Origin of the sequence: Lysinibacillus macroides, from assembly GCF_001281525.1 — a bacterium.
Lineage (GTDB): Bacteria > Bacillota > Bacilli > Bacillales_A > Planococcaceae > Lysinibacillus > Lysinibacillus macroides.
On sequence record NZ_LGCI01000011.1, the window covers coordinates 6,890 to 27,363 of the forward strand.

The window sequence follows — 20,474 nt, forward strand, 5'->3', positions numbered from 1 at the left end:
CAAAATATCAGGTGTGCCTTGTCCATGTGGCACGCAATATCATGCATAAAGTCCGAGTAGAAGATCGCAAGGAAGTGTGCGAGGATTTTAAAACGATTCACCAGGCAAAGAACGCTGAAGCAGCGAAAAAAGCGCTCGAGACGTTCTGCGAAAAATGGGGCAAATCGTATAAAAAAGTCGCACAAGGCTTACTCGAAAACCCGTATTTACTGACGTTTTACGGCTTTCCCAAGGCGATTTGGCGAAGCATCTACTCGACGAATTTAATCGAGTCGTTCAATAAGCAAATCAAAAAATATACAAAGCGCAAGGAACAGTTCCCGAACGAAGAATCGTTGGAGCGCTTTTTAGTGACGCAGTTCGAAGACTATAATCAACGTTTCGCCACACGCTGCCACATCGGCTTCAATCAGGCCCGTGCAAAGCTAGAAGAAATGTTTGAGCAGCTGCACGAACCGGCAAACTAGACCGGGACGCGCCAGCGCGAAATTTGAGTGTGTAGGAAAGGGCTAGCCCTTTCCTACACACTCAAATCAACACTTCGAACAAGTACAATTGAATACACAGGTGATGAGTTCCCTTGAACGGGTGAATCGTCATTTACACAAAAATATTGACAGTACCGAAAAAGTAAATCCTTTTTTAAATTCGAGTATTGATGAATGGATAAATTATCATACATTGTATAACTACTATACAAATTTTACTTCAAAAGAAATAAAACAGAGTGTTCGAAATAAAATGTTATATGGCTGTGGCAATACTTCCTTGCATTATTCAACAGGTCAAATGGCTGGGACAGTAAAAGAGCCTATGTATTTTCGCTATTGTCCTAACTGCTTTGAAGAAGATATTCAAGTGAATGGAGAAACATATTGGCGGACATATCACCAATTACCAAGTGTATTTATTTGTTTAAAGCATTCTGTCTTGCTTGTAGACAGTTCAATCTTAATTAGGCAAGGAAACTCTTCGTATTTTTATTCAAACATTGAAAACAGTTTAGAGAAGGGCAATAAAAGTGATGTTTCAAAAGTAAACTTTGATTTGCTACGTCATTTTGCTGTAGAAAGTAGCAACTTAAATCAAAAGGATTATAAATTTGATCAGTTAAATTTATTAGAGATTTATCATTACCTATTGGATCGCGAAGGGTATGTAAAATCAAACGGCACAATCGACCAAAGGCGATTAGAAGAAGACTTTATTAAGAAGTTTAAGGTCGATTTTTTAATATTGATGCAATCATTTCCAAGTGGTGTAGAAGGACAGTGTTGGTTAAGGGCAATAACAAGAAAACATCGAAAGTCTTTTCATCCTGTACGGCATTTACTGTTCATTTATTTTTTAGGTGAATCGGTTGATACAATTGAACAGTATGCAAATAAACGATATAGTCCATTTGGTGAAGAGCCATATCTATGTTTGAATCCTGCGGCAGAACACTTTCTACAGCCTGTAATAACTAATTTAAAGGTTACTCGTTGCTATGATACTAAAAGGCCGGTAGGAACCTTCTCCTGTGCCTGTGGCTTTGTTTATTCTCGTAAGGGGCCAGATAAAACAGAAGAGGATAAAACAAATATAGGGCGTATTAAGATGTTAGGTGATACTTGGTTGAGCAAACTCCATCAATTGGTTGAAATAGAACAGTTGAGTTATAAAGCATGCTCAAAAATATTAAAAGTCGACACCAAAACAATTATTAAGTATTCTAAGCAAAGAAATAGTAAGCCTATGAACAAGGAAAATCATATTAAAAGTGATTTGAAGCAAAAATGGCTTGATTTAATTAACCAATACCCCATATTATCAAGAACAGAACTTAGAAAAAAAGACCCATCACTTTATATGCGAATTTATAGAAATGATAAGGAATGGTTAAAGGAACATTCCCCAGTTGTTAAAGTAAATAGGGTTACTAATAAAAGAGTTGATTGGGTACAGAGAGACCTTCACATCTTGGGCATGGTAAAAAAAGCAGTGGAAGATATAAGTGCTAAAGAAAAACCAGTTAGAATAACCGTAAGCAGTATAGGTAAAATGATTAATAATAAATCGTTGTTAGAAAAAAGAGTAAATAAACTGCCCAATACGATGAAGTATATTGAGAGTGTTAAAGAAAATACGACCAATTTTCAAAAGAGGCGTATTAGTTGGGCTATAGATCAATTAAAAGATGAAGAACTTGAAGTTTGGAAAATAATGCGAAAAGCAGGAATCAGTGAAAGATTTTATTCTGGGTTAGAGATAGAAATAAAAAGGCAGATAATAAGTGCGAAGCAAAAATTCTGATATAAAGAATGATACCAAAAAGCCGTGTTCATAGCTGAAAACACGGCTTTTTTTGTTGTAGTCATAATGGTGTTGTTCATCTTTGAAATCGAAAAATTAAAATCCTGTGAATCCACCAAAGAAGGGAGTAAACCAAGCAATAATTTTTGTCATCATGTCAAAATAGAGTAGCACACCCATTACTATCATTAACCATCCACCAATGCTCATAATGAGATGACTTTTTGTCTGGAAAAAGACGTTGCATGCTGTGCAAATCATATTGACTAGAAGAACTTGAACAGTGAACAAGTTTGTAATCAAAGCAATATTTATTCTTCTATTTAGCAACAGAAGCACAGTAATTGAAACTACTGTGCTTCTGTTTTTTAGTTCAATACATACTATGCAACCTCTCATATTCATGTGGGGGGAGCATCTACAGAAGATTTTATAGATAATTGACATAACTATGTAACAAAATATCCCGAGGTTTATATTGATTATTCTAATTGCTGTAATAAAATGATGTTATATCTTGTTAAGTTATAACATTCAGGAGGAAACTATGCTTTCAGAGAGACAACAACTTATACGTGACATGATTCTATATAGACACAATTTGAAAATCTCAGAATTAAGTCAAACACTTGAGGTATCAGAGATGACAATACATCGAGATATAAAACCTCTGATTGAAGAAGGGCTTATTATGAAGACATATGGTGGGATTACACTTATAAGGGATCAATCTATACATCGTGTTGAGGAAGACGAGTGTGTGTATTGTCATCGTAAGTGTGATGATCGATTGGTTTACAGGATAATTCTTTTAAATGGAGAACGTGAAAATGCTTGTTGCAGCCATTGTGGAATACTGCGGCATCGACAGTTAGGTGATGAGGTAGCACAAGCAATTTGTACCGATTTTTTAACAGGGACAACGATTAGCGCTCATCTAGCTTGGTTTGTTTTAGACACTACTGTCCATATTCGTTGTTGTTACCCACAAGTGTTGGTATTTGAGACTAAAGAATATGCAGAGAACTTTGTAAAAGGATTCGGAGGTAAAGTCCTTACATTTTCCGAAATAATGAAATCATTTCCTCAACACCTTAAATTGTCCTGTAAGAACAGTTGAAGAGGGGAATTTAAATGAATGAGGTACTTCTTCAGATACATGTGTGGTTAAGTCAGTTAGCCAATTTAGTAGCAGAACCAATTTATACATTAGCACTAAAACTAGATGTATGGGGAATGAAGGCTTTCTTATTAGGGTTGGTTGGGGCAACTGCACCATGTCAACTTACATCTAATTCTACTGCTGTTGCTTTGATTACATATGAGACTGAAAAAAATAAAAGGTGGTTGAATGTAGGGAGTTATATTACAGGCAAATCTTTAGTGTACATATTGTTAGGCATAATGTCTGTATTCATCGGTAGTACAGTTGCTGATATTCCTTTCATTGGAACAATGTTTTTCCGTAAATTATTTGGCCTTACTCTTATTCTAATTGGATTAGCTCTCCTTGGAAATATTTCAGTACATTCCTCTGCATCACAACGTATCTTCCAAAAAGTCCAAAAAGGATTGAAATTGAAAAATACATCTCTTTCTTTTGGGTTGGCTATGGGTTTTTTATTCTGTCCTACGTTGTTTTGGTTATTTTTTGTCTTGTTATTGCCGACAGGAAATGGAGAATTTAATTTGATAGGTCCCATTTTTTTTGCAATTGGAACAGCAATGCCACTCATTTTATATGTGATACTACTGACTATTAGTGAACGGTTATTAAATCCAATGAAGAAGACTTTGTATTCATTCCATAATGTATCAAGGAATATTTCTGCAATCTTCTTTATATTGTCAGGATTATTCGAAACTTTAAATGCTTGGATAGGATAGAAGGGAATTTGTTTATGATATATATATTTAGTTTTAGTATTATTTTTTTGTTAACCGGTTACGTCATTTTTTCTACCTATCGTGCCAAATCGTTCTTATCAGAAATGACTGCTATGATGATTGCAATGGCTGTTTCTATGATGGCTAGCATAGTAGTAGGAACCATATTAGGAGTAATATTAGTAGGGAAAATGACTGTCCCAGTAATCTCCTCAGTACTTTTTGGCATGATAATTGGATATGTTATTGGGCGTCCCTTTAGTTTATTGGCTTCATTAGATGGACTATTAGCAGGTATCATGGGCGGCATGATGGGTGCAATGTTGGGGGTAATGGTTTTTTCTCAAGATCCTGTCGTTATGATGATATTTGTGGATGCAATTTTTATCATTGTCATGATTCTTATATTGAAATTAATTAGACAAGAAGTTAAGGGAACAGATACAATAACGGTAATATCAAATAAAAATAAATGGAGTAAAGTTATTTTTTGTGTAATTGCCGTATTATTAGTTGTTTCTGTTGTATTCTTTAAACCCATTTCTCATTACTTCAGAGATCTTTTGGGTGATACAACTCCGGTTTCAGACGATTCTTCTACAAAAATAAATGAAGTAAAAGCAGAGCAAAAAGACGGTTATCAGGAAGCCGTCATAATGGTAGAGCCATTTGGATATACACCTGAGAATGTAAAAGTAAAAGCTGGAATCCCAGTTCAACTTCATTTTCAAAAGAGTTTTTCAGGTGGATGCTTATCATACTTAATAATAGAGGATTTCCAAATAGAAAAAGATCTTGATAAAGGTGATAACTTGGTCGAATTCACACCAGAAAAACCGGGTATATATACGTTTCATTGTGGAATGAATATGTATTTTGGAAAGATAATAGTTGAATAATGGATAACAACGAAACAAAGCACAGCCATTAAGAGTCTGTGCTTTGTTTTAGTTTCACCTTTAAAATTTCTTTACTTATGTAGATTTAAAAAATAAGTATCGTGGGGTTTTATTCTTATACGAGAGATATTCTACTTTAAGCATATTCTCTAAGTGTTTTTCTTCTTGAAGAATAAGGTTATGAATTGAAACTATATTTAGTAAACAAATAATTAATGTAACTAAGTTAGGGAATGTCAAAAATAGACCTATAAACATTAAATTGAATCCAACAAATGCAGGATTTCGACTATATTTGTATAAACCATTGGTGATTAGCGAGGTTTTTGTTTCTTTATCTATACCAACTCTCCAAGAGGTTTTCATTGTTATCATTGATAAAATAAAAAACAGTAAACCAATGGTAATTGTCATTAATCCAAAGTAATGCATAACCTCATTGGTGAATAGTTTAGGTAAAATATTATCAATCGAATTATCAAATATTGACTCTAAAAGCCATGCAATTCCCCATACGAAAGTTGAAATTTTAACAAACATTTCGGAAGAATCGACGGATGTCCCCTTATTTCCTTTTCCTAACACATTTGCTTTTATCCCTGATTTCTTATTTAGAATAACTAGCTTTAATGAATAGGAAAATAAAAACAAAGCAAACAGAATCAATGAAAAAACATTTACCAGTTCCATTTTTATCTCTTCTTTCTATAATGAATTAAGTGCTATTTTAAGAAAGTAAAGTACTAGAAATAAAAAGATGGACTTTCATATAAAAAGCCCATCTATTGAATAAAGTGCGTTAATTCATTCTTTAACACGCATTAAACGTAAGCTGTTTAATGCTACTAACAATGTTGCTCCCATATCTGAGACAATGGCAATCCAAAGTGTTAGCCAACCTGGAATAACTAATAGTAATGCAGCTAGTTTAATTAAAATGGCAAATGCTATATTTGCCTTGATAATATTTAAGGCCTTACGACTTAGCTTTATTGTAAACGGTAATTTCCGTAGATCATCTGCCATTAAAGCAACATCTGCAGTCTCTAATGCAGTGTCTGTACCAGCACCACCCATGGCGATACCGACTGTAGAAGCTGCTAAAGCAGGAGCATCGTTGACACCATCACCGACCATCGCAACATTGCCATAGTCTTTTCGAAGTTGTTTTATATAGGAAAGTTTGTCTTCAGGCATTAATTCAGCTTGAATTTCAGAAACCCCTACATGATGACCAATTGCATTCGCAGTCCCTTTATTATCACCAGTTAACATGATTGTTTTCTTAACACCCATGTTATGCAATTTCTCAATAATTTCTTGGCTAGATTCACGTACCTCATCAGCTACGGCAATGATTGCTTGAATCTCTTTTTCAGTTCCTAATATCATGGCAGTTTTGCCTTCATTTTGTAACTTAAGGATGTTTCCTTCTAAATTCTCTGGAATAGGTACATTTAACTCTTGGAACAATTTTGGGCTACCGATGTAATACAAAGTACCATCTACTTCACCTTTTATTCCTTTGCCAGTAATGGCTGCGAAAGCATCAACGTTGATATTTTTGAATGAAACATTTTCTTCTTCGGCTCTTTTAATAATCGCAGAAGCTAAAGGGTGCTGAGATCGATATTCTAAAGCCGTAATTATGGCTAGAATCTTTTTTGAATCTTTTTGGGTATTCATTACATCAAAGTTTGTAACCACTGGAACACCTTTTGTAAGCGTACCTGTTTTATCAAAAGCAATTGCCTTAAGCGAACCCATTTCCTCTAAATAAATGCCACCTTTAATTAAAACCCCTTTTTTAGCAGCATTACCTATAGCTGAAACAATTGAAATTGGTGTTGAAATAACAAGCGCACATGGACATCCAACTACAAGTACTGATAAACCTTGATAAACCCAAGTTTCCCAACTACCATCGAAGAACAGTGGGGGAACAATTACTACAAGCCCTGCAATGACCATGATAATTGGTGTATAATATTTCGCAAATTTATCAACAAATGCTTGTGAAGGAGCGCGTTCACCTTGAGCTTCTTCAACTAGATGTATAATTTTTGAAATCGTTGTATCTTCAACGTATTTTGTAATTTTAACTTCTAATAAACCCTCTTCATTTAGTGTTCCAGCGAATACCTCATCATCTACTGTTTTTGAAACTGGTACTGATTCCCCTGTAATAGCTGCTTGGTTGACTGCAGAAAGACCGCTAACCACGATGCCATCCATTGCAATTTTTTGCCCAGGTATAACAATCATAATATCGCCAATCTCTATATCATCTACGTGTACCATGATTTCTTGACCATTTCGACGAATTAAAGCTTCTTTTGGTGCAATATCCATTAATGAGCGAATTGATTGACGTGCTTTATCCATTGAATAACGCTCTAAAGCTTCACTAATAGCGAATAGGATAACAACTATGGATGCTTCTGCCCATTCTCCTATAAATGCAGCACCAATGACAGCTACCGTCATTAATGTTTTCATGTCAAAATCAAAGCGAGTTAAATTTTTGAAACCAACTTTGAATAGATTGAAACCACCGATTACAATTGAAGCTATAAATAATAGGGAGGTAATAAGATTTTCTTCACCGTTTACGTATTGAGATAGATAACCGAATACGATAAATAAGCTTGCGTATAAAAGTGTGCTATGTTTTTTGTAAAATGGTACTTTCTTTTCAACTTGCCCCTCACTATTGTCAGAAGATGGAGCTTTAGATCTGTATGAAGGTGTATCCATTGATACTTTTAAATTTTCAAAAGCTCCAGCTTTTTCAAGTTCCGCAATAGTTGTTTCGCCAGTTACGGAAATTTTAGAAGCACCGAAGTTTACTTTTGCATCTTGAACCCCTGGAAGCTCTTTTACATTACGTTCAAATTTACCTGCACAGTTTGCACACGAGAAGCCTTCAATTCTATAGGTAGTATCTGTTTGGGGTGGAGTAACACGTTTTTGTTTTTCTGGCGTTACTTTTAAGTTTTCGAAAGCTCCAGCCTTTTCTAACTCCTCCACGGTCGCATCGCCTGTAACTGATATTTTAGATGCCCCAAAGTTCACCTTTGCATCTTGAACACCAGGTATTTCTTTTACATTACGTTCAAATTTACTTGCACAGTTGGCACAAGAGAAACCGTTCACGCGGAATACCTGTTTTTCCTCAGTCATTAATTTCACCTTCTTTATGTTCTTCAAATGCAACACTGATTAAATTCTTAAAATATGGGTCATGAATAGCGTAATAAACCAATTTCCCTTCTTTACGATATTCAGCTAATCCTAAATTTCGTAGTAAACGCAAATGGTGCGACGCAGTTGCTGTTGTTGACCCAATAATATTAGCGATATCGCAAACACATAATTCATCTTCTAGTGTTAGCGCATAGGCAATTTTTACACGTGTATCATCCGAAAGTGCTTTAAAAACTTTAGCAACATCCATTGATTTTTTTTCTTTTAACTTGTCTTGAACATAGTTTACTTTATCCTCATGAATACAGGTGATTTCACATATTTCTTTCATATATTTTCCTCCAGTTATCATTCAAACGTTCAAACGATTATTTGATTGTTTTTATAATAAACTTAAACATTCAAATAGTCAAACAGTTATTTGAATGTTTTATTTATTTAATGCAATTTATTATTTTTGACCAGAAAAGTATATGCAAAAGCCTAAGCTTGAAAAAAGTTAATTTTTTTGGATATGTATGGAAAAAGAAATGTAGATCATTAAATTAGAGGTTAGCTATTGAATATAATAATTATTAGTTTGAATAATAGTTGCAAATTGCAAATAAAATTGCTATATATATTTATTAAGGATAGAATATTTTTGTGTTTTACTTAGTTTTATTAATTACAGCTATTATTTTTAATGAATTTATATTTGCAAAATGCAAATAATGAAGGGGGATAAAAAATGAAAGGGATTCTTGATACAATCGTTATTGGGGGAGGGCAGGCTGGACTTGCAGCAGGCTATCATTTACTGAAAAAAGGTCTACGATTTTTAATATTAGAAGAAAGTAATCAGATCGGGGGTTCTTGGCCAAATTATTATGACAGTCTTAAATTGTTTTCTCCAGCAGGGTTTTCCTCTATGCCCGGCATGAAGTTTCCTGGAAACCAGAATCTCTATCCGAAAAGGGATGAAGTTATTCGATACTTACAAGATTATAAAAAAAAGTTCCAATTACCTGTTTTAATTAATCAGAGAGTAGATATGATTGAGAAAAATAACATAGGTTTTATTGTTCGAACTGTCACAGGCGATAAATTTCAAGTTAGAACAATCATAAATGCTACAGGCTCATTTAATAATCCTTTTATTCCTAACATTCAAGGAAGAGAAGTCTTTCAAGGGAAAACACTTCACTCTTCAGAATATCGAAATCCACAGCCATATCACAACCAAAGGGTAATCGTAATCGGAGGAGGTAATTCGGCTGTGCAAATTGCTGTTGAATTGTCTAAGGTTAGCCAAACTACTCTTTCAGTACGACAGCCAATAAAATTTGTAAAACAACGTCTACTTGGACGGGACATACACTATTGGTTGAAGGTATTTGGTTTTGATACCTTTCCTTTCTGGCGCTTTGGAAAAACGGCACCCAGATCAAATGCTGTGAATGATATAGGAGGATATAAAGATCGAATTAGTAAGGGGAGTCCGGAACAACGTTTAATGTTTACTTCTTTTTATGAAGATGGAGTTATTTGGCCGGACGGAGAAAGGGAGCCTGTAGATACCATTATCTATGCCACAGGATACAGACCACATTTACCCTATATGAAATTACTTGGTGCATTAGATGGGGAAGGAATGCCTTTACAAAAGGCAGGTATTAGCAGTATCCCTGGATTATATTTTGTGGGACTAGAAGGACAACGATCATTTGCATCTGCAACTTTAAGAGGTGTGGGAGAAGATGCCGAGTATGTTGTGAAAAAGTTACTTCACCACATGAAAAGTAGAAACTTTTGAAGTAGGAAAAACATCTTCAAAAAAAGTTAAATATATTTTAGTTGTATTTTGCAAATAAATAATATATATGTCTTTATAGGAGATGATTAAATGGAAAATAAACGTGAACTTTTTCAAGTTTTAACTCAAAAGTTTGCTCTACTAAATAAAACATGTTGTACTGTAGGATCAATTGACATCACACCAATACAGAGCCATATTCTATATGAGATCGACAAACAAAATAATCCTTCTATGCAACAAATAGCAGAGGCAATAGGTATGGATATTACTACATTTAGTAGACAGATTCAAACTCTTATTAAGATGAATCTTGTCAAAAAAACTCCTCTAACATCAGATAAAAGAGTGTACATTTTGTCATTAACTGTGGAGGGTACATTTCTCGCTACTACAATTGATGAAATGATAAACAATTATTTAAATGAAGTTTTTTCACATTTGAATGACTTCGAAAAAGAAACTGTTTTACGTTCAATTGAACTCTTAAATAAAGCTATGGCTAAATCAAATTTGTGTTGTACACCTTCTCCATAACTCGTTACTAAAGAAAAATTAATGGAGATAAATTAATCTTTATCATTATCTTTTAAAGCGTACGTTTAGGTAACTGAACGTACGCTTTTTACAAAGTATAAAAATTTTTTTAAAATGGGTAAATATCTGTTGCAATTCAAAACATTAAATCATAATATAAGAATATAGTTATATACTGATTATGTCACCTTCTTACGAGGTGATTTTATTTAAAATAATATATAAGAAAACAGTTATATAAGGAGTGCAGATAAATGGAAAACACACTAATTGAAAAACAACTAAAAGCAGCAGCGGATTTGAATCGCATTAAATTACTTGCATGCATGAAAAACGGGGAGGTATGTGTATGTGATTTTGTGGATGTGCTAGGAATATCACAACCAGCCGTTAGTCAACATCTACGAAAATTAAAGGAGGCAGGCATTATTACGGAACGGAAAGTAGGGACTTGGAAACATTACCGTTTAGTAGAGAATCAAACGCCACTGATGAAGGGCATTTTAGAACAAATTCAGCCTTTAAAGGGGTGCAATTGTGAAACCGATTGCTGCCATGTAGGGGGAAATATAAATGAGTAATGAATCTTTAACAAAACAGCTTTCTTTTCTAGATCGTTACCTTACCCTTTGGATATTCGTTGCGATGGGAATAGGTGTTGTATTAAGTATCACCATGCCTAATGTTGGGGAAGCGTTAGAGTCCATGTCTATTGGAACAACGTCCATACCGATTGCTATAGGGTTAATTGTCATGATGTATCCACCATTAGCGAAAGTAAAGTATGAAGAAATGTGGCGAGTGTTTAAGGATTGGAAAGTGCTATTACTATCACTTTTACAAAACTGGTTACTCGGCCCGTTCCTCATGTTCTTTTTAGCGATTATCTTCTTACAAGATTACCCAGAATATATGGCTGGACTCATTATGATTGGCTTAGCTCGATGTATTGCCATGGTGATTGTGTGGAATGATTTAGCGCGTGGAGATCGTGAATATGTAGCTGGTTTAGTTGCCTTTAACTCCATTTTTCAAATTGTGACGTATTCAATTTTTGCTTACTTTTTCTTAAATGTATTACCTGGTTGGTTTGGTTTAGAGAATTTCAATGTATCCATTTCTATGTGGGAGATTACAAAGAGCGTTCTAATTTACTTAGGGATACCATTTGCAGCAGGATTCCTCACACGATGGATAGGAATTAAAGCAAAAGGAAAACAGTGGTATGAAGAAAAGTTCTTACCGAAAATTTCACCACTTACTTTAATTGCACTGCTGTTCACGATTGTGTTGATGTTTGCTTTAAAGGGTGAGCAATTAGTAGAACTGCCACTTGATGTAGTGCGAATTGCTATTCCATTATTTATTTACTTTGTGATCATGTTTGCTGTGTCATTCTTCTCTTCCCGTAAAGTAGGTGCATCTTATCCTGTCACAGCAGCTCTTTCTTTTACAGCTGCAAGCAACAACTTCGAGTTAGCAATTGCTGTTGCAGTGGGTGTGTTTGGCTTGCATAGTGGCGTGGCATTTGCCGCTGTTATTGGACCACTAGTGGAAGTACCAGTCCTCATTGGACTTGTATGGGTTGCCTTACGTTGGCAGAAAAAATACTTTAAAACCATTAAATTATAAGGAGCAATTACTATGACAAATACACTTTATTTCTTATGTACAGGAAACTCATGTCGAAGTCAGATGGCTGAAGGATGGGCAAAGAAATTACTACCTACCAATTGGACAGTTAAAAGTGCTGGTATTGAAGCACATGGCGTAAATCCGAATGCTACTAAAGCGATGGCGGAGGTAGGGGTTGATATTTCAAATCATACATCCGATTTAATTGATTTTGAGACATTAAACAATGCAACATTAGTTGTCACTTTATGTGGGGATGCAGCTGATAAATGCCCAATGACACCTCCTCACGTTCGTCGTGAGCATTGGGGATTTGAAGATCCAGCGAAAGCGACAGGTACTGATGAAGAGAAGTGGGCTGTATTCCAAAATGTTCGTGATGCAATTGGTAAACGCATTGAACAATTTGTAGCTGAGGAGCTGAAATAAATTGAAAAAAATTCATATCTATGAGCCAGCAATGTGCTGTTCTACAGGCTTATGTGGACCTTCTATAGACCCAGAATTATTGCGAATGTCATTTATTATGAATAATTTAAAGAAAACAAACATAGAAGCTGAAAGATTTAATCTTACAAACGAGCCAAATGCTTTTGTAGAAAACGAAGCAATCAATCAACTATTAGTGTCAGAAGGAATGGATGCCTTACCTGCAACGTTTGTGGATGGAGAATTACTTTGCAAAGGAATCTATCCAACAAATGAACAATTTTCACAGTGGTCAGGACTTTCAGAAGACGAATTACTACAAAAGCCAAAAGTACGCTTGTCACTAAAAGGAGATGCGTAAGATGGAACGCTTTACAAGAATTCATTTCCCTGACACCCCATTCCTGTTTTTCACGGGGAAAGGGGGCGTTGGGAAAACATCGGTTGCTTGTAGCCTATCAATAGCCATTGCAAGGGAAGGGAAAAAGGTACTTTTAATTAGTACAGACCCCGCATCCAACTTACAAGATATTTTTGGCCAAACGCTTTCTAATAGTCCAACAAAAATTGAAGGCATAGACAATTTATTTGCGATAAATTTGGACCCTGAACAGGCAGCACAACATTACAAAGAGCAAATGGTTGGTCCGTACCGTGGAAAACTACCTGAAGTGGTATTACAAAATATGGAGGAACAACTTTCTGGTGCTTGCACAGTAGAAATTGCTGCCTTTAATGAATTTGCTTCACTATTGACTGATACTTCAGTGATTGGGAATTTTGACACTGTGGTGTTTGATACAGCCCCTACAGGGCATACGTTACGATTATTACAGTTGCCTTCTGCATGGTCTACGTTTCTAGACGATAACACGACTGGCACTTCATGTTTAGGTCCTTTAAAAGGGCTAGAACCACAACGTGAAGTCTATAAAGAGGCAGTTGAACGTTTAAAGAATGCTAATCAAACAACGTTAATGTTAGTGACACGCCCAGAAGAAAATCCTTTAAAGGAAGCTGCACGTGCTTCTCACGAATTGTTTGAAATAGGCATTCAAAATCAGACTCTACTAATTAATGGATATATGAGCAATGCCAATTCTACTGATGATATCGAAGAGGCTTTCATTGCGCGTCAAGCTGATGCAATAGCAAGAATTCCTGAAGAACTAAATCAATTTGAGCATTTCTACTTACCTTTTGTACCGTACTCATTATCAAGTATTGAGCGTATGCAAGCATGGATGACTGACAAAGAAGTTATACATGCAGATGAATCAAATGAAGAAACTAAGATTCCTGAGATAGAAGAAATGATTGCAGATTATTTAGAACGTAAACCGAAACTCATTTTTACGATGGGGAAAGGTGGGGTTGGAAAAACAACTGTGGCTTCTTATATTGCATTACGATTAGCAGAAGAGGATACTCATGTACATTTAACTACAACAGATCCCGCCGCACACCTCGATTGGACATTCGGAGATGACAACGTTAATAATTTAACGATCAGTCGTATTGATCCAAAAGCAGAAGTGGCAAACTATGAAGCAGAAGTGCTTGCAAAGGCAAGTGAAACGATGAATGAGGAAGGTTTAGCATTTGTGAAAGAGGATTTGGCTTCTCCTTGTACAGAGGAAATAGCTGTATTCAAAGCATTTGCTAACGTTGTAGAAAATCATCAAGATGAAGTCATTATTATTGATACCGCACCAACAGGGCATACGTTGCTTTTACTAGACGCAACAGAAGCTTATCATCGGGAAATAAGCCGTTCACAAGGGGATATTCCTCCAGCTGTTTCTAACCTGTTACCAAGGTTGCGTGATGCCTCTTATACGAGTGTTGCCATTGTAACTCTTCCTGAAGCAACACCTGTTTATGAAGCTTCGCGCTTACAAGAAGATTTACACCGTGCTGGATTATCTGTTGATTGGTGGGTTGTTAATCAAACGTTTTCATCTATCTATACAACAAGTCCAACATTAATTCAAAAACAACAAGCTGAAACGAAATGGCTAAAAGAAGTTAGATCCATCAGCAATAATCAATTTGTGGCCATTCCATGGGTAAAAACGCCACCGGTTGGAACACAAGGCTTACATGAATTAAAAGGAGAGAAAATCAAATGAAAATGAGTCTAGAAGGTAAAAATTATTTAGAACAGGTATTAGCTGATTCAGAGGTTAAAACGCTTCGTTTCTTTGGTATTGCAGGCTGCTGTGGGGTTAATTTAGGTGTAGGCTTAGAAGCACCAGCAGAAGAAGATGCAATTCAAACAATTGAAGGTATCGAAGTCGCAATTCATCCTGATATTGCACCGCAATTAACAGATGTTACGATCCATGCAGAAGAAGAGAATGGTGAGCTAGGTTTAGTATTAGTTGGATACTCACCGACATCTTGCTAACAAGTGATCCTAAATATACTGTCTGTCGTAGCAATTATTCAATCCGTTGAATGGAGGATGCAATAATGACAGTAAACCATGCTAGCGAATTAACTAAAGATTATTTTATCGCTTATTTAAAGTTAATAATGAATAGTAGAGAATACACATTGATACAGGCTAAAGAGTTTGCTTTTGATTTCTTCTTTAAAGGAGATATGGATCGTTACGGCACTTCTACATGGTTGCAATTTGAAAAAGCTATAAAAGAAATTGATAAAATCATGTGTGAAATGGAAGTGTGTTCATAACTATCACAAAAGCTTAAATAAATTACGTCTAGCTTACTGCTAGACGTAAAAAATATATTTTATATAAGGGAATGCTTATATAAAGAAAAAAGAGGAGAAGTTTATATGAAAACACTAAAAGTAATCAATCAAAATCAATCTTGTTGTACTCCTGTTCAGGACATTGAAGTCCAAGAGACTGTTAATAATTCCAATAAGAATTTACCGATTGTCATAATTGGTGCAGGTCCTATCGGGTTAGCTACTGCTGCTCATTTAGTAGAGCAAAACCAGTCATTTATTTTACTTGAAGCTGGCAATGAAATAGCACACAATATTCGTACTTGGGGGCATGTCACATTATTTTCTCCATGGCGTTATAACATCAATAGAGCTGCTAAATCATTATTAGAGGGGTCTGATTGGGTAGAACCTAACTTAGAAACAATACCTACAGGGCATGAGTTAATTGATCTTTATTTAAAACCTTTGGCAGAGTTAACACAAATAAAACCTAGTATCCGATTGAACTCAAAAGTAGTAGGTATTTCAAGACAATTAAATGATAAAATGAAATCAAAAAATCGATTAAATCAGTTCTTTAATATATATGTTGAAAAAGAGGATGACATCGATATTATTGAGGCAAAAGCAGTTATCGATGCAACGGGTACATGGGGGAACCCAAACCCAGCAAATTCTACAGGTGTTTGGCTGAAAAATGAGAAAGTATTAGCAGATCACATTGAGTATGGTATTCCAGATATAAATACGAATCCTAAGAGATATGCAAATAAGAAGGTTGCTGTCATTGGTGGTGGTCATTCAGCGATCAATACCTTATTAGCTTTGGCTGAATTACAAAAAGATAATCCTTCAACAAAGCTTGTGTGGATTATGCGTAAAAGATCTGTAGAAGAAGCCTATGGCGGGGAGGAAAAAGATGCGTTGGCAGCACGTGGCGCACTCGGTATTCGCATCCATGAATTAGTAGATACAGGAAAGATTGAGGTAGTAACACCTTTCTATATTTCACAGGTGAAAAAAGAAGAGAATATCCATATTGTAGGTACTATTAATGGAGAACAAAAAGTACTTACAGGATTCGATGAACTTATTGTTAATGCAGGAAATCGACCTGATTTTACCATGAACAATGAACTGCGTTTATCTATTGATACAGCAACAGAAAGTGTGCAAGCATTAGCGCCACTAATTGATCCTAATGAGCATAGTTGTGGCACAGTCAGAGCGCATGGTGAAGAAATACTACGCCAACCTGAAAAGGACTTCTATATAGTCGGAGCTAAAAGTTATGGACGCGCACCAACATTTTTAATGGCAACCGGCTACGAACAGGTTCGTTCAATAACAGCTTATTTATCAGGAGATGAAGAAGCGTCGAAACGTGTTGAATTAGAATTACCAGAAACAGGCGTATGTAGTATTAATCTTGTCAATCAATCAAATACATGTTGCTAATTGGGGGGATATGTTTTGTTAAATCAGTTATTTATAGTGGGAGTATATATATTAATTATCTTAATGTTATCATATATTACACATGAATATCTGGAAAATAAGTTTAGTAAGCAATGTTATTTAATATGGTTGATTTGTGTTTTTTTAACTGGACCTATAGCATTCACCATATATATTATTTGGGATAAGAAAAACAACATACCTAATACAAATGTAAAATAGGTAAGTCTAATGTGGAGAATTCTATAAAGTTTAATTAATTGACTGTTAGTGAAAGCTAGCAGTCTTTTTAAAATACTAAGGGAAATGGGATGGACAAACTTATGGAACAGATTTGGGATGACAGACATCATTACTAATTGAAATATACTTTAGGTAGCGTTTTTACTTATGAAAAAAGCTTTACTGAAAAAACATTGTAATAAATAAGAGGAGTAAGGATATGATAGGTTATTTTCCAACGCCATATGAAGATGAACTATATTACAGTATAATAGCTCGTTATCACATTCATGTAGGTAACTTGAGTAGAAAACATACAAATAAAGAACTATTTGGAAAGAAGGTAAATATTAATTTAGAATTACCAATGGGACTCGCTCATTTAGTATCCCAAATCAATATATTCTCGAAAGAATTTACTAAAGAGTATTTTATTAACCAGCATACAGTGATACCGTTTGTAAAACCCTTTAAAAGTGAAGAATGGAATGAGAAAATTTATAAAAGTGATTTTAAAAATTTATATATTTTTTTATTTAGTTACAGTAAATACAATGTAAAAAACAAGAAATATTTCTATTATTGTGCAGAATGCTTAAAGGAACAGCTTAAGTCAAATGGTGAAGGATTTTGGAACAGGATTCATCAAATTCCAGGGATTTTTGTTTGTACTAGGCATAAGACTCCGTTATTAGAGTATTCGTTAAAAATATCCGAGATGGGCTTTATAAATTATTTAATTCCAACAATTGAAGATATTAGAGAACCACTTAGGAGCTATAGTGAGGAACTAATGAAATATTTGATCGATCTAGCAGAGGACGTTGAATACATTATTAGAATGAATTACAAATCGTTTTCTGAAGAGTATTATATTAGCAAATATGTAGATTTATTAGGTAAGAAAGGGTTTGCATATCCCATTAAAAAGCGAAGAGAATACTTACAAAAGTTAATAATTGAATATTATCCAACAGATTTTCTAGAGTTATTAGATTCATTTTTCAAGATAAGTGACAAGTTTTCTTGGGTTCCTAGTTTAATAAATATTGAAGAAAATAGGTCGTTACATCCGATAAGACACTTATTATTAATGAGATTATTAAGTGGATCAGCCAAAAATTATTTTGAAAAGGAGAACTCATTTAAACCTTTTGGTGAAGGACCTTGGGTTTGTATGAACCCGTTTTGCAAGAATTATTTAAAAGAGAATATAAAAAATGTGAATGTTAGAGTAAATAATTCAGATAGGAAAATTCAAGGTATCATAAAGGTAAGCGCCAAATACTACACACCTTCTAATAATTGCCGAGTTTTGTGATAATCACATTAACATCAATTGTTAGGAGGTTTTTTATGTCACCAGAGGAACGAAAACAGATGTGGCAAGAACGCATCGATGCCTGTAGATCCAGTGGAGTGCCAAGTGTAAAAGCTTGGTGTAAACAAAATCAAGTAGGTGTCCAAAGTATGTATAGCTGGATGAAACGATTGGATACTGAACCGACTCACGTCGCTTATCCTCTTACACAATGGGTTGCCATCGATTCATCCAATTCGATTGAAGAAACATCTACTTTAACAGTTAAGGTAGGAGATGTTTCAATTGAAATTAAAGAAGGCTTCAATCATGCACTTTTTAATGAAGTGCTTCAGGTTCTTCAGTCACATGTTAAGTAAAACACCCATTGAACGAGTCTATTTAGCGACGGGTTCAACAGATTTGCGAAAGTCGATCGATGGATTGGCAGCGATTGTTCAAATGAGTTTTCAACTGGATCCTTTCTCTTCCAATCTATTTGTCTTCTGTAATCGCAAACGAGATAAGTTAAAGATTCTCCATTGGGATCATAATGGGTTTTGGTTGTATTATCGCCGTCTTGAAAAAGGCATTTTTCAATGGCCAGACGAACAAACATCCAACCCTCAATGCATTAGTCCTCGCCAATTAAATTGGTTGCTTGATGGACTTCCATTAGAACAAAAACAAGCACATCAAAAAATGGATGCAAAATTTATCATTTAAAGAGAGTTGACAATCCATGTCACCTCTCTTTATGGTATTCTATTTTCATGGAAAAAAATACGCATGAACTACAAGATACAATTGAAGAACTCGCAGCAAAAAATGCGGATTTAGAAAAACAAAAAGAAGTCCTAGAGGCAAAAGTAAAATGGTTGGAAGAACAATTCCGACTAAGCCAACAAAAGAGATTCGGGACATCTAGTGAAAAAACAAATCCGGATCAAATCGAACTATCTCTTTTTAATGAAGCTGAAATCACAGCGGATGTAAAAGTGGAAGAACCTACGCTTGAAACGATTACGTATAATCGAAAGAAGTATGTAGGACAACGAGATGCGAAACTTGAAAACTTGCCTACGGAAACGATTCATTATCGTTTATCCGAAGAAGAGCAGGTCTGTTTGTGTTGCGGTGAAACTGTGCATGAAATGAGTACGGAAACGCGACGAGAATTAAGGATTATCCCTGCTCAAGTGAAAGTCGTGGAGCATATTCAACATATTTACAGCTGTCGTAAATGTGAACGTGAAGGAATCGAAACACCGATTGTCACAGCTAAAATGCCTGCGGCAGTTTTTCCAAAAAGTCTCGCTTCGCCTTCTTCAATGGCATATATCATGAATCAAAAATACGTAGAAGGAATGCCATTGTACCGAATTGAAAAACAATTTGAACGACTTGGTGTCTTTCTATCACGCCAAACGATTGCCAACTGGGTAATATATGGTTCAATGAAGTGGCTCTCACCGCTTTACAATCGCTTGCATGAGCTTCTACTTCAACTTGACCGTCTGCACGCAGACGAAACAACAGTTCAAGTTTTAGCAGAACCCGGAAAGGCTGCAAATTCCAAATCCTATATGTGGTTATACCGATCTGGCCGTGACATAACACCGATTGTTTTATACGATTACCAGACTTCGCGCCACAGTAAGCACCCAAAGGCATTTCTTAAGGGGTTTTCGGGATACCTTCATGTCGATGGTTATGCAGGATACCACGATTTGAAGAATGTGGAGTTAGTTGGATGTCTAGCTCACGCACGAAGAAAGTTCGATGAAACGCTCAAATCGTTGCCTGCCAATGTAGATAAATCTACAACTCTAGCGGCTGAAGGACTCCAATACTGTAATCAATTATTTAAAATTGAGAAACAGATAGATGAGGAAATCAAAAATTGTAGCCCAGAACAACGGAAAGAAGAACGTCAAAAACGCAGTCAACCCGTGTTGGATGCTTTTTTAGCATGGCTAAAATCAAAACGCCCTCAAGTTCCACCAAAAAGCAAACTAGGTGAAGCAATTAACTATAGTTTAAACCAATGGCCTAAACTTATTACCTTTATGAAAGATGGGCGTCTTGAAATTGATAATAATAGAGC

At 35.3% G+C, this 20,474-nt stretch carries 22 protein-coding genes and 1 pseudogene; 19 read left to right on the forward strand and 4 right to left on the reverse strand.

Annotated features, from left to right (window positions below):
* The coding region (locus tag ADM90_RS20350) for a transposase (RefSeq protein WP_200908508.1) at positions 1–467 on the forward strand (467 nt) is incomplete at its 5' end.
* A gap of 121 nt (positions 468–588) precedes the next feature.
* Entirely contained in the window at positions 589–2,295 is a 1,707-nt protein-coding gene (locus ADM90_RS20355) for a TnsD family transposase (protein ID WP_235473751.1), read from the forward strand.
* Positions 2,296–2,391: 96 nt separating this feature from the next.
* On the opposite strand, the pseudogene ADM90_RS25255 reads toward ADM90_RS20355, so the two are convergent.
* Positions 2,392–2,505, reverse strand: a pseudogene (locus ADM90_RS25255) (cytochrome c biogenesis protein CcdA); the annotation flags it as partial.
* Positions 2,506–2,842: 337 nt separating this feature from the next.
* Between ADM90_RS25255 and ADM90_RS20365 the strand changes: the two are divergent.
* From ADM90_RS20365 to ADM90_RS25260, 3 genes are read left to right on the forward strand one after another with little or no spacing between them, the layout of a single operon-like run.
* On the forward strand, positions 2,843–3,415 hold the full coding sequence (locus tag ADM90_RS20365; protein WP_009374044.1) for a DeoR family transcriptional regulator: 573 nt from the start codon (positions 2,843–2,845) through the stop codon (positions 3,413–3,415).
* A gap of 14 nt (positions 3,416–3,429) precedes the next feature.
* Positions 3,430–4,182, forward strand: coding sequence for an urease accessory protein UreH domain-containing protein (locus tag ADM90_RS20370; RefSeq protein ID WP_009374042.1), 753 nt, complete (start codon positions 3,430–3,432; stop codon positions 4,180–4,182).
* A 14-nt stretch (positions 4,183–4,196) separates the two neighbouring features.
* Positions 4,197–5,081, forward strand: coding sequence for a cupredoxin domain-containing protein (locus ADM90_RS25260; RefSeq protein ID WP_009374041.1), 885 nt, complete (start codon positions 4,197–4,199; stop codon positions 5,079–5,081).
* Between the two features lie 75 nt (positions 5,082–5,156).
* On the opposite strand, the gene ADM90_RS20380 is transcribed toward ADM90_RS25260, so the two are convergent.
* From ADM90_RS20380 to ADM90_RS20390, 3 genes are all read right to left on the reverse strand, one after another.
* Positions 5,157–5,771, reverse strand: coding sequence for a methyltransferase family protein (locus ADM90_RS20380; RefSeq protein ID WP_009374040.1), 615 nt, complete (start codon positions 5,769–5,771; stop codon positions 5,157–5,159).
* A gap of 114 nt (positions 5,772–5,885) precedes the next feature.
* On the reverse strand, positions 5,886–8,264 hold the full coding sequence (locus ADM90_RS20385) for a heavy metal translocating P-type ATPase (protein WP_009374038.1): 2,379 nt from the start codon (positions 8,262–8,264) through the stop codon (positions 5,886–5,888).
* Positions 8,257–8,619 carry an ArsR/SmtB family transcription factor gene (locus ADM90_RS20390; protein WP_009374036.1) on the reverse strand — a complete coding sequence of 121 codons (363 nt, stop codon included), beginning with the start codon at positions 8,617–8,619 and terminating at the stop codon, positions 8,257–8,259. The genes ADM90_RS20385 and ADM90_RS20390 overlap by 8 nt, the downstream gene beginning before the upstream one ends.
* 399 nt (positions 8,620–9,018) lie before the next feature.
* Between ADM90_RS20390 and ADM90_RS20395 the strand changes: the two genes are divergently transcribed.
* The 14 genes from ADM90_RS20395 to tnpC form a co-directional block, all read left to right on the forward strand.
* The gene (locus ADM90_RS20395; RefSeq protein ID WP_009374035.1) at positions 9,019–10,083 is read left to right on the forward strand and encodes a flavin-containing monooxygenase; all 1,065 of its coding nucleotides are present in this window, start codon (positions 9,019–9,021) and stop codon (positions 10,081–10,083) included.
* Positions 10,084–10,173: 90 nt separating this feature from the next.
* Positions 10,174–10,620 (forward strand): MarR family winged helix-turn-helix transcriptional regulator, encoded by a 447-nt coding sequence (locus ADM90_RS20400; protein ID WP_009374034.1) that lies wholly within the window; start codon positions 10,174–10,176, stop codon positions 10,618–10,620.
* A gap of 254 nt (positions 10,621–10,874) precedes the next feature.
* Positions 10,875–11,201: an ArsR/SmtB family transcription factor gene (locus ADM90_RS20405; protein WP_036079775.1), complete on the forward strand. Its 327-nt coding sequence runs from the start codon at positions 10,875–10,877 to the stop codon at positions 11,199–11,201.
* The gene (arsB, locus tag ADM90_RS20410) at positions 11,194–12,252 is read left to right on the forward strand and encodes an ACR3 family arsenite efflux transporter (RefSeq protein WP_016993623.1); all 1,059 of its coding nucleotides are present in this window, start codon (positions 11,194–11,196) and stop codon (positions 12,250–12,252) included. The genes ADM90_RS20405 and arsB overlap by 8 nt, the downstream gene beginning before the upstream one ends.
* 12 nt (positions 12,253–12,264) lie before the next feature.
* The gene (arsC, locus tag ADM90_RS20415) at positions 12,265–12,684 is read left to right on the forward strand and encodes an arsenate reductase (thioredoxin) (RefSeq protein WP_016993624.1); all 420 of its coding nucleotides are present in this window, start codon (positions 12,265–12,267) and stop codon (positions 12,682–12,684) included.
* 1 nt (position 12,685) lies between these two features.
* Complete coding sequence (arsD, locus tag ADM90_RS20420) at positions 12,686–13,045, forward strand: arsenite efflux transporter metallochaperone ArsD (RefSeq protein WP_009370518.1); 360 nt, start codon at positions 12,686–12,688, stop codon at positions 13,043–13,045.
* Between the two features lies 1 nt (position 13,046).
* The gene (arsA, locus tag ADM90_RS20425; RefSeq protein WP_009370516.1) at positions 13,047–14,816 is read left to right on the forward strand and encodes an arsenical pump-driving ATPase; all 1,770 of its coding nucleotides are present in this window, start codon (positions 13,047–13,049) and stop codon (positions 14,814–14,816) included.
* Positions 14,813–15,094: a HesB-like domain-containing protein gene (locus ADM90_RS20430; protein WP_009370515.1), complete on the forward strand. Its 282-nt coding sequence runs from the start codon at positions 14,813–14,815 to the stop codon at positions 15,092–15,094. The genes arsA and ADM90_RS20430 overlap by 4 nt, the downstream gene beginning before the upstream one ends.
* Before the next feature lie 65 nt (positions 15,095–15,159).
* Complete coding sequence (locus tag ADM90_RS20435; protein ID WP_009370514.1) at positions 15,160–15,384, forward strand: hypothetical protein; 225 nt, start codon at positions 15,160–15,162, stop codon at positions 15,382–15,384.
* 105 nt (positions 15,385–15,489) lie between these two features.
* The gene (locus ADM90_RS20440; protein WP_009370513.1) at positions 15,490–16,845 is read left to right on the forward strand and encodes an FAD-dependent oxidoreductase; all 1,356 of its coding nucleotides are present in this window, start codon (positions 15,490–15,492) and stop codon (positions 16,843–16,845) included.
* Positions 16,846–17,287: 442 nt separating this feature from the next.
* The gene (locus ADM90_RS20450) at positions 17,288–18,388 is read left to right on the forward strand and encodes a TnsD family Tn7-like transposition protein (RefSeq protein ID WP_053996744.1); all 1,101 of its coding nucleotides are present in this window, start codon (positions 17,288–17,290) and stop codon (positions 18,386–18,388) included.
* Positions 18,389–18,423: 35 nt separating this feature from the next.
* On the forward strand, positions 18,424–18,747 hold the full coding sequence (gene tnpA / locus ADM90_RS20455; RefSeq protein WP_053993084.1) for an IS66 family insertion sequence element accessory protein TnpA: 324 nt from the start codon (positions 18,424–18,426) through the stop codon (positions 18,745–18,747).
* Positions 18,737–19,093: an IS66 family insertion sequence element accessory protein TnpB gene (gene tnpB / locus ADM90_RS20460; protein WP_053994328.1), complete on the forward strand. Its 357-nt coding sequence runs from the start codon at positions 18,737–18,739 to the stop codon at positions 19,091–19,093. The genes tnpA and tnpB overlap by 11 nt, the downstream gene beginning before the upstream one ends.
* A 47-nt stretch (positions 19,094–19,140) precedes the next feature.
* Positions 19,141–20,474 (forward strand): IS66 family transposase (gene tnpC, locus ADM90_RS20465; RefSeq protein WP_235473785.1); only part of this gene is annotated, 1,334 nt, incomplete at its 3' end.

Excerpts from the sequence above, each read along its gene's own strand:
- ADM90_RS25260 (WP_009374041.1), top strand. The coding sequence starts at position 4,197 with ATGATATATATATTTAGTTTTAGTATTATTTTTTTGTTAACCGGTTAC.
- tnpA (WP_053993084.1), top strand. The coding sequence starts at position 18,424 with ATGTCACCAGAGGAACGAAAACAGATGTGGCAAGAACGCATCGATGCC.
- ADM90_RS20430 (WP_009370515.1), top strand. The coding sequence starts at position 14,813 with ATGAAAATGAGTCTAGAAGGTAAAAATTATTTAGAACAGGTATTAGCT.
- tnpB (WP_053994328.1), top strand. The coding sequence starts at position 18,737 with ATGTTAAGTAAAACACCCATTGAACGAGTCTATTTAGCGACGGGTTCA.
- ADM90_RS20365 (WP_009374044.1), top strand. The coding sequence starts at position 2,843 with ATGCTTTCAGAGAGACAACAACTTATACGTGACATGATTCTATATAGA.
- ADM90_RS20450 (WP_053996744.1), top strand. The coding sequence starts at position 17,288 with ATGATAGGTTATTTTCCAACGCCATATGAAGATGAACTATATTACAGT.
- arsC (WP_016993624.1), top strand. The coding sequence starts at position 12,265 with ATGACAAATACACTTTATTTCTTATGTACAGGAAACTCATGTCGAAGT.
- ADM90_RS20440 (WP_009370513.1), top strand. The coding sequence starts at position 15,490 with ATGAAAACACTAAAAGTAATCAATCAAAATCAATCTTGTTGTACTCCT.
- ADM90_RS20435 (WP_009370514.1), top strand. The coding sequence starts at position 15,160 with ATGACAGTAAACCATGCTAGCGAATTAACTAAAGATTATTTTATCGCT.
- ADM90_RS20390 (WP_009374036.1), bottom strand. The coding sequence starts at position 8,619 with ATGAAAGAAATATGTGAAATCACCTGTATTCATGAGGATAAAGTAAAC.
- ADM90_RS20400 (WP_009374034.1), top strand. The coding sequence starts at position 10,174 with ATGGAAAATAAACGTGAACTTTTTCAAGTTTTAACTCAAAAGTTTGCT.
- ADM90_RS20385 (WP_009374038.1), bottom strand. The coding sequence starts at position 8,264 with ATGACTGAGGAAAAACAGGTATTCCGCGTGAACGGTTTCTCTTGTGCC.
- ADM90_RS20380 (WP_009374040.1), bottom strand. The coding sequence starts at position 5,771 with ATGGAACTGGTAAATGTTTTTTCATTGATTCTGTTTGCTTTGTTTTTA.
- arsA (WP_009370516.1), top strand. The coding sequence starts at position 13,047 with ATGGAACGCTTTACAAGAATTCATTTCCCTGACACCCCATTCCTGTTT.
- ADM90_RS20405 (WP_036079775.1), top strand. The coding sequence starts at position 10,875 with ATGGAAAACACACTAATTGAAAAACAACTAAAAGCAGCAGCGGATTTG.
- ADM90_RS20370 (WP_009374042.1), top strand. The coding sequence starts at position 3,430 with ATGAATGAGGTACTTCTTCAGATACATGTGTGGTTAAGTCAGTTAGCC.
- arsB (WP_016993623.1), top strand. The coding sequence starts at position 11,194 with ATGAGTAATGAATCTTTAACAAAACAGCTTTCTTTTCTAGATCGTTAC.
- ADM90_RS20395 (WP_009374035.1), top strand. The coding sequence starts at position 9,019 with ATGAAAGGGATTCTTGATACAATCGTTATTGGGGGAGGGCAGGCTGGA.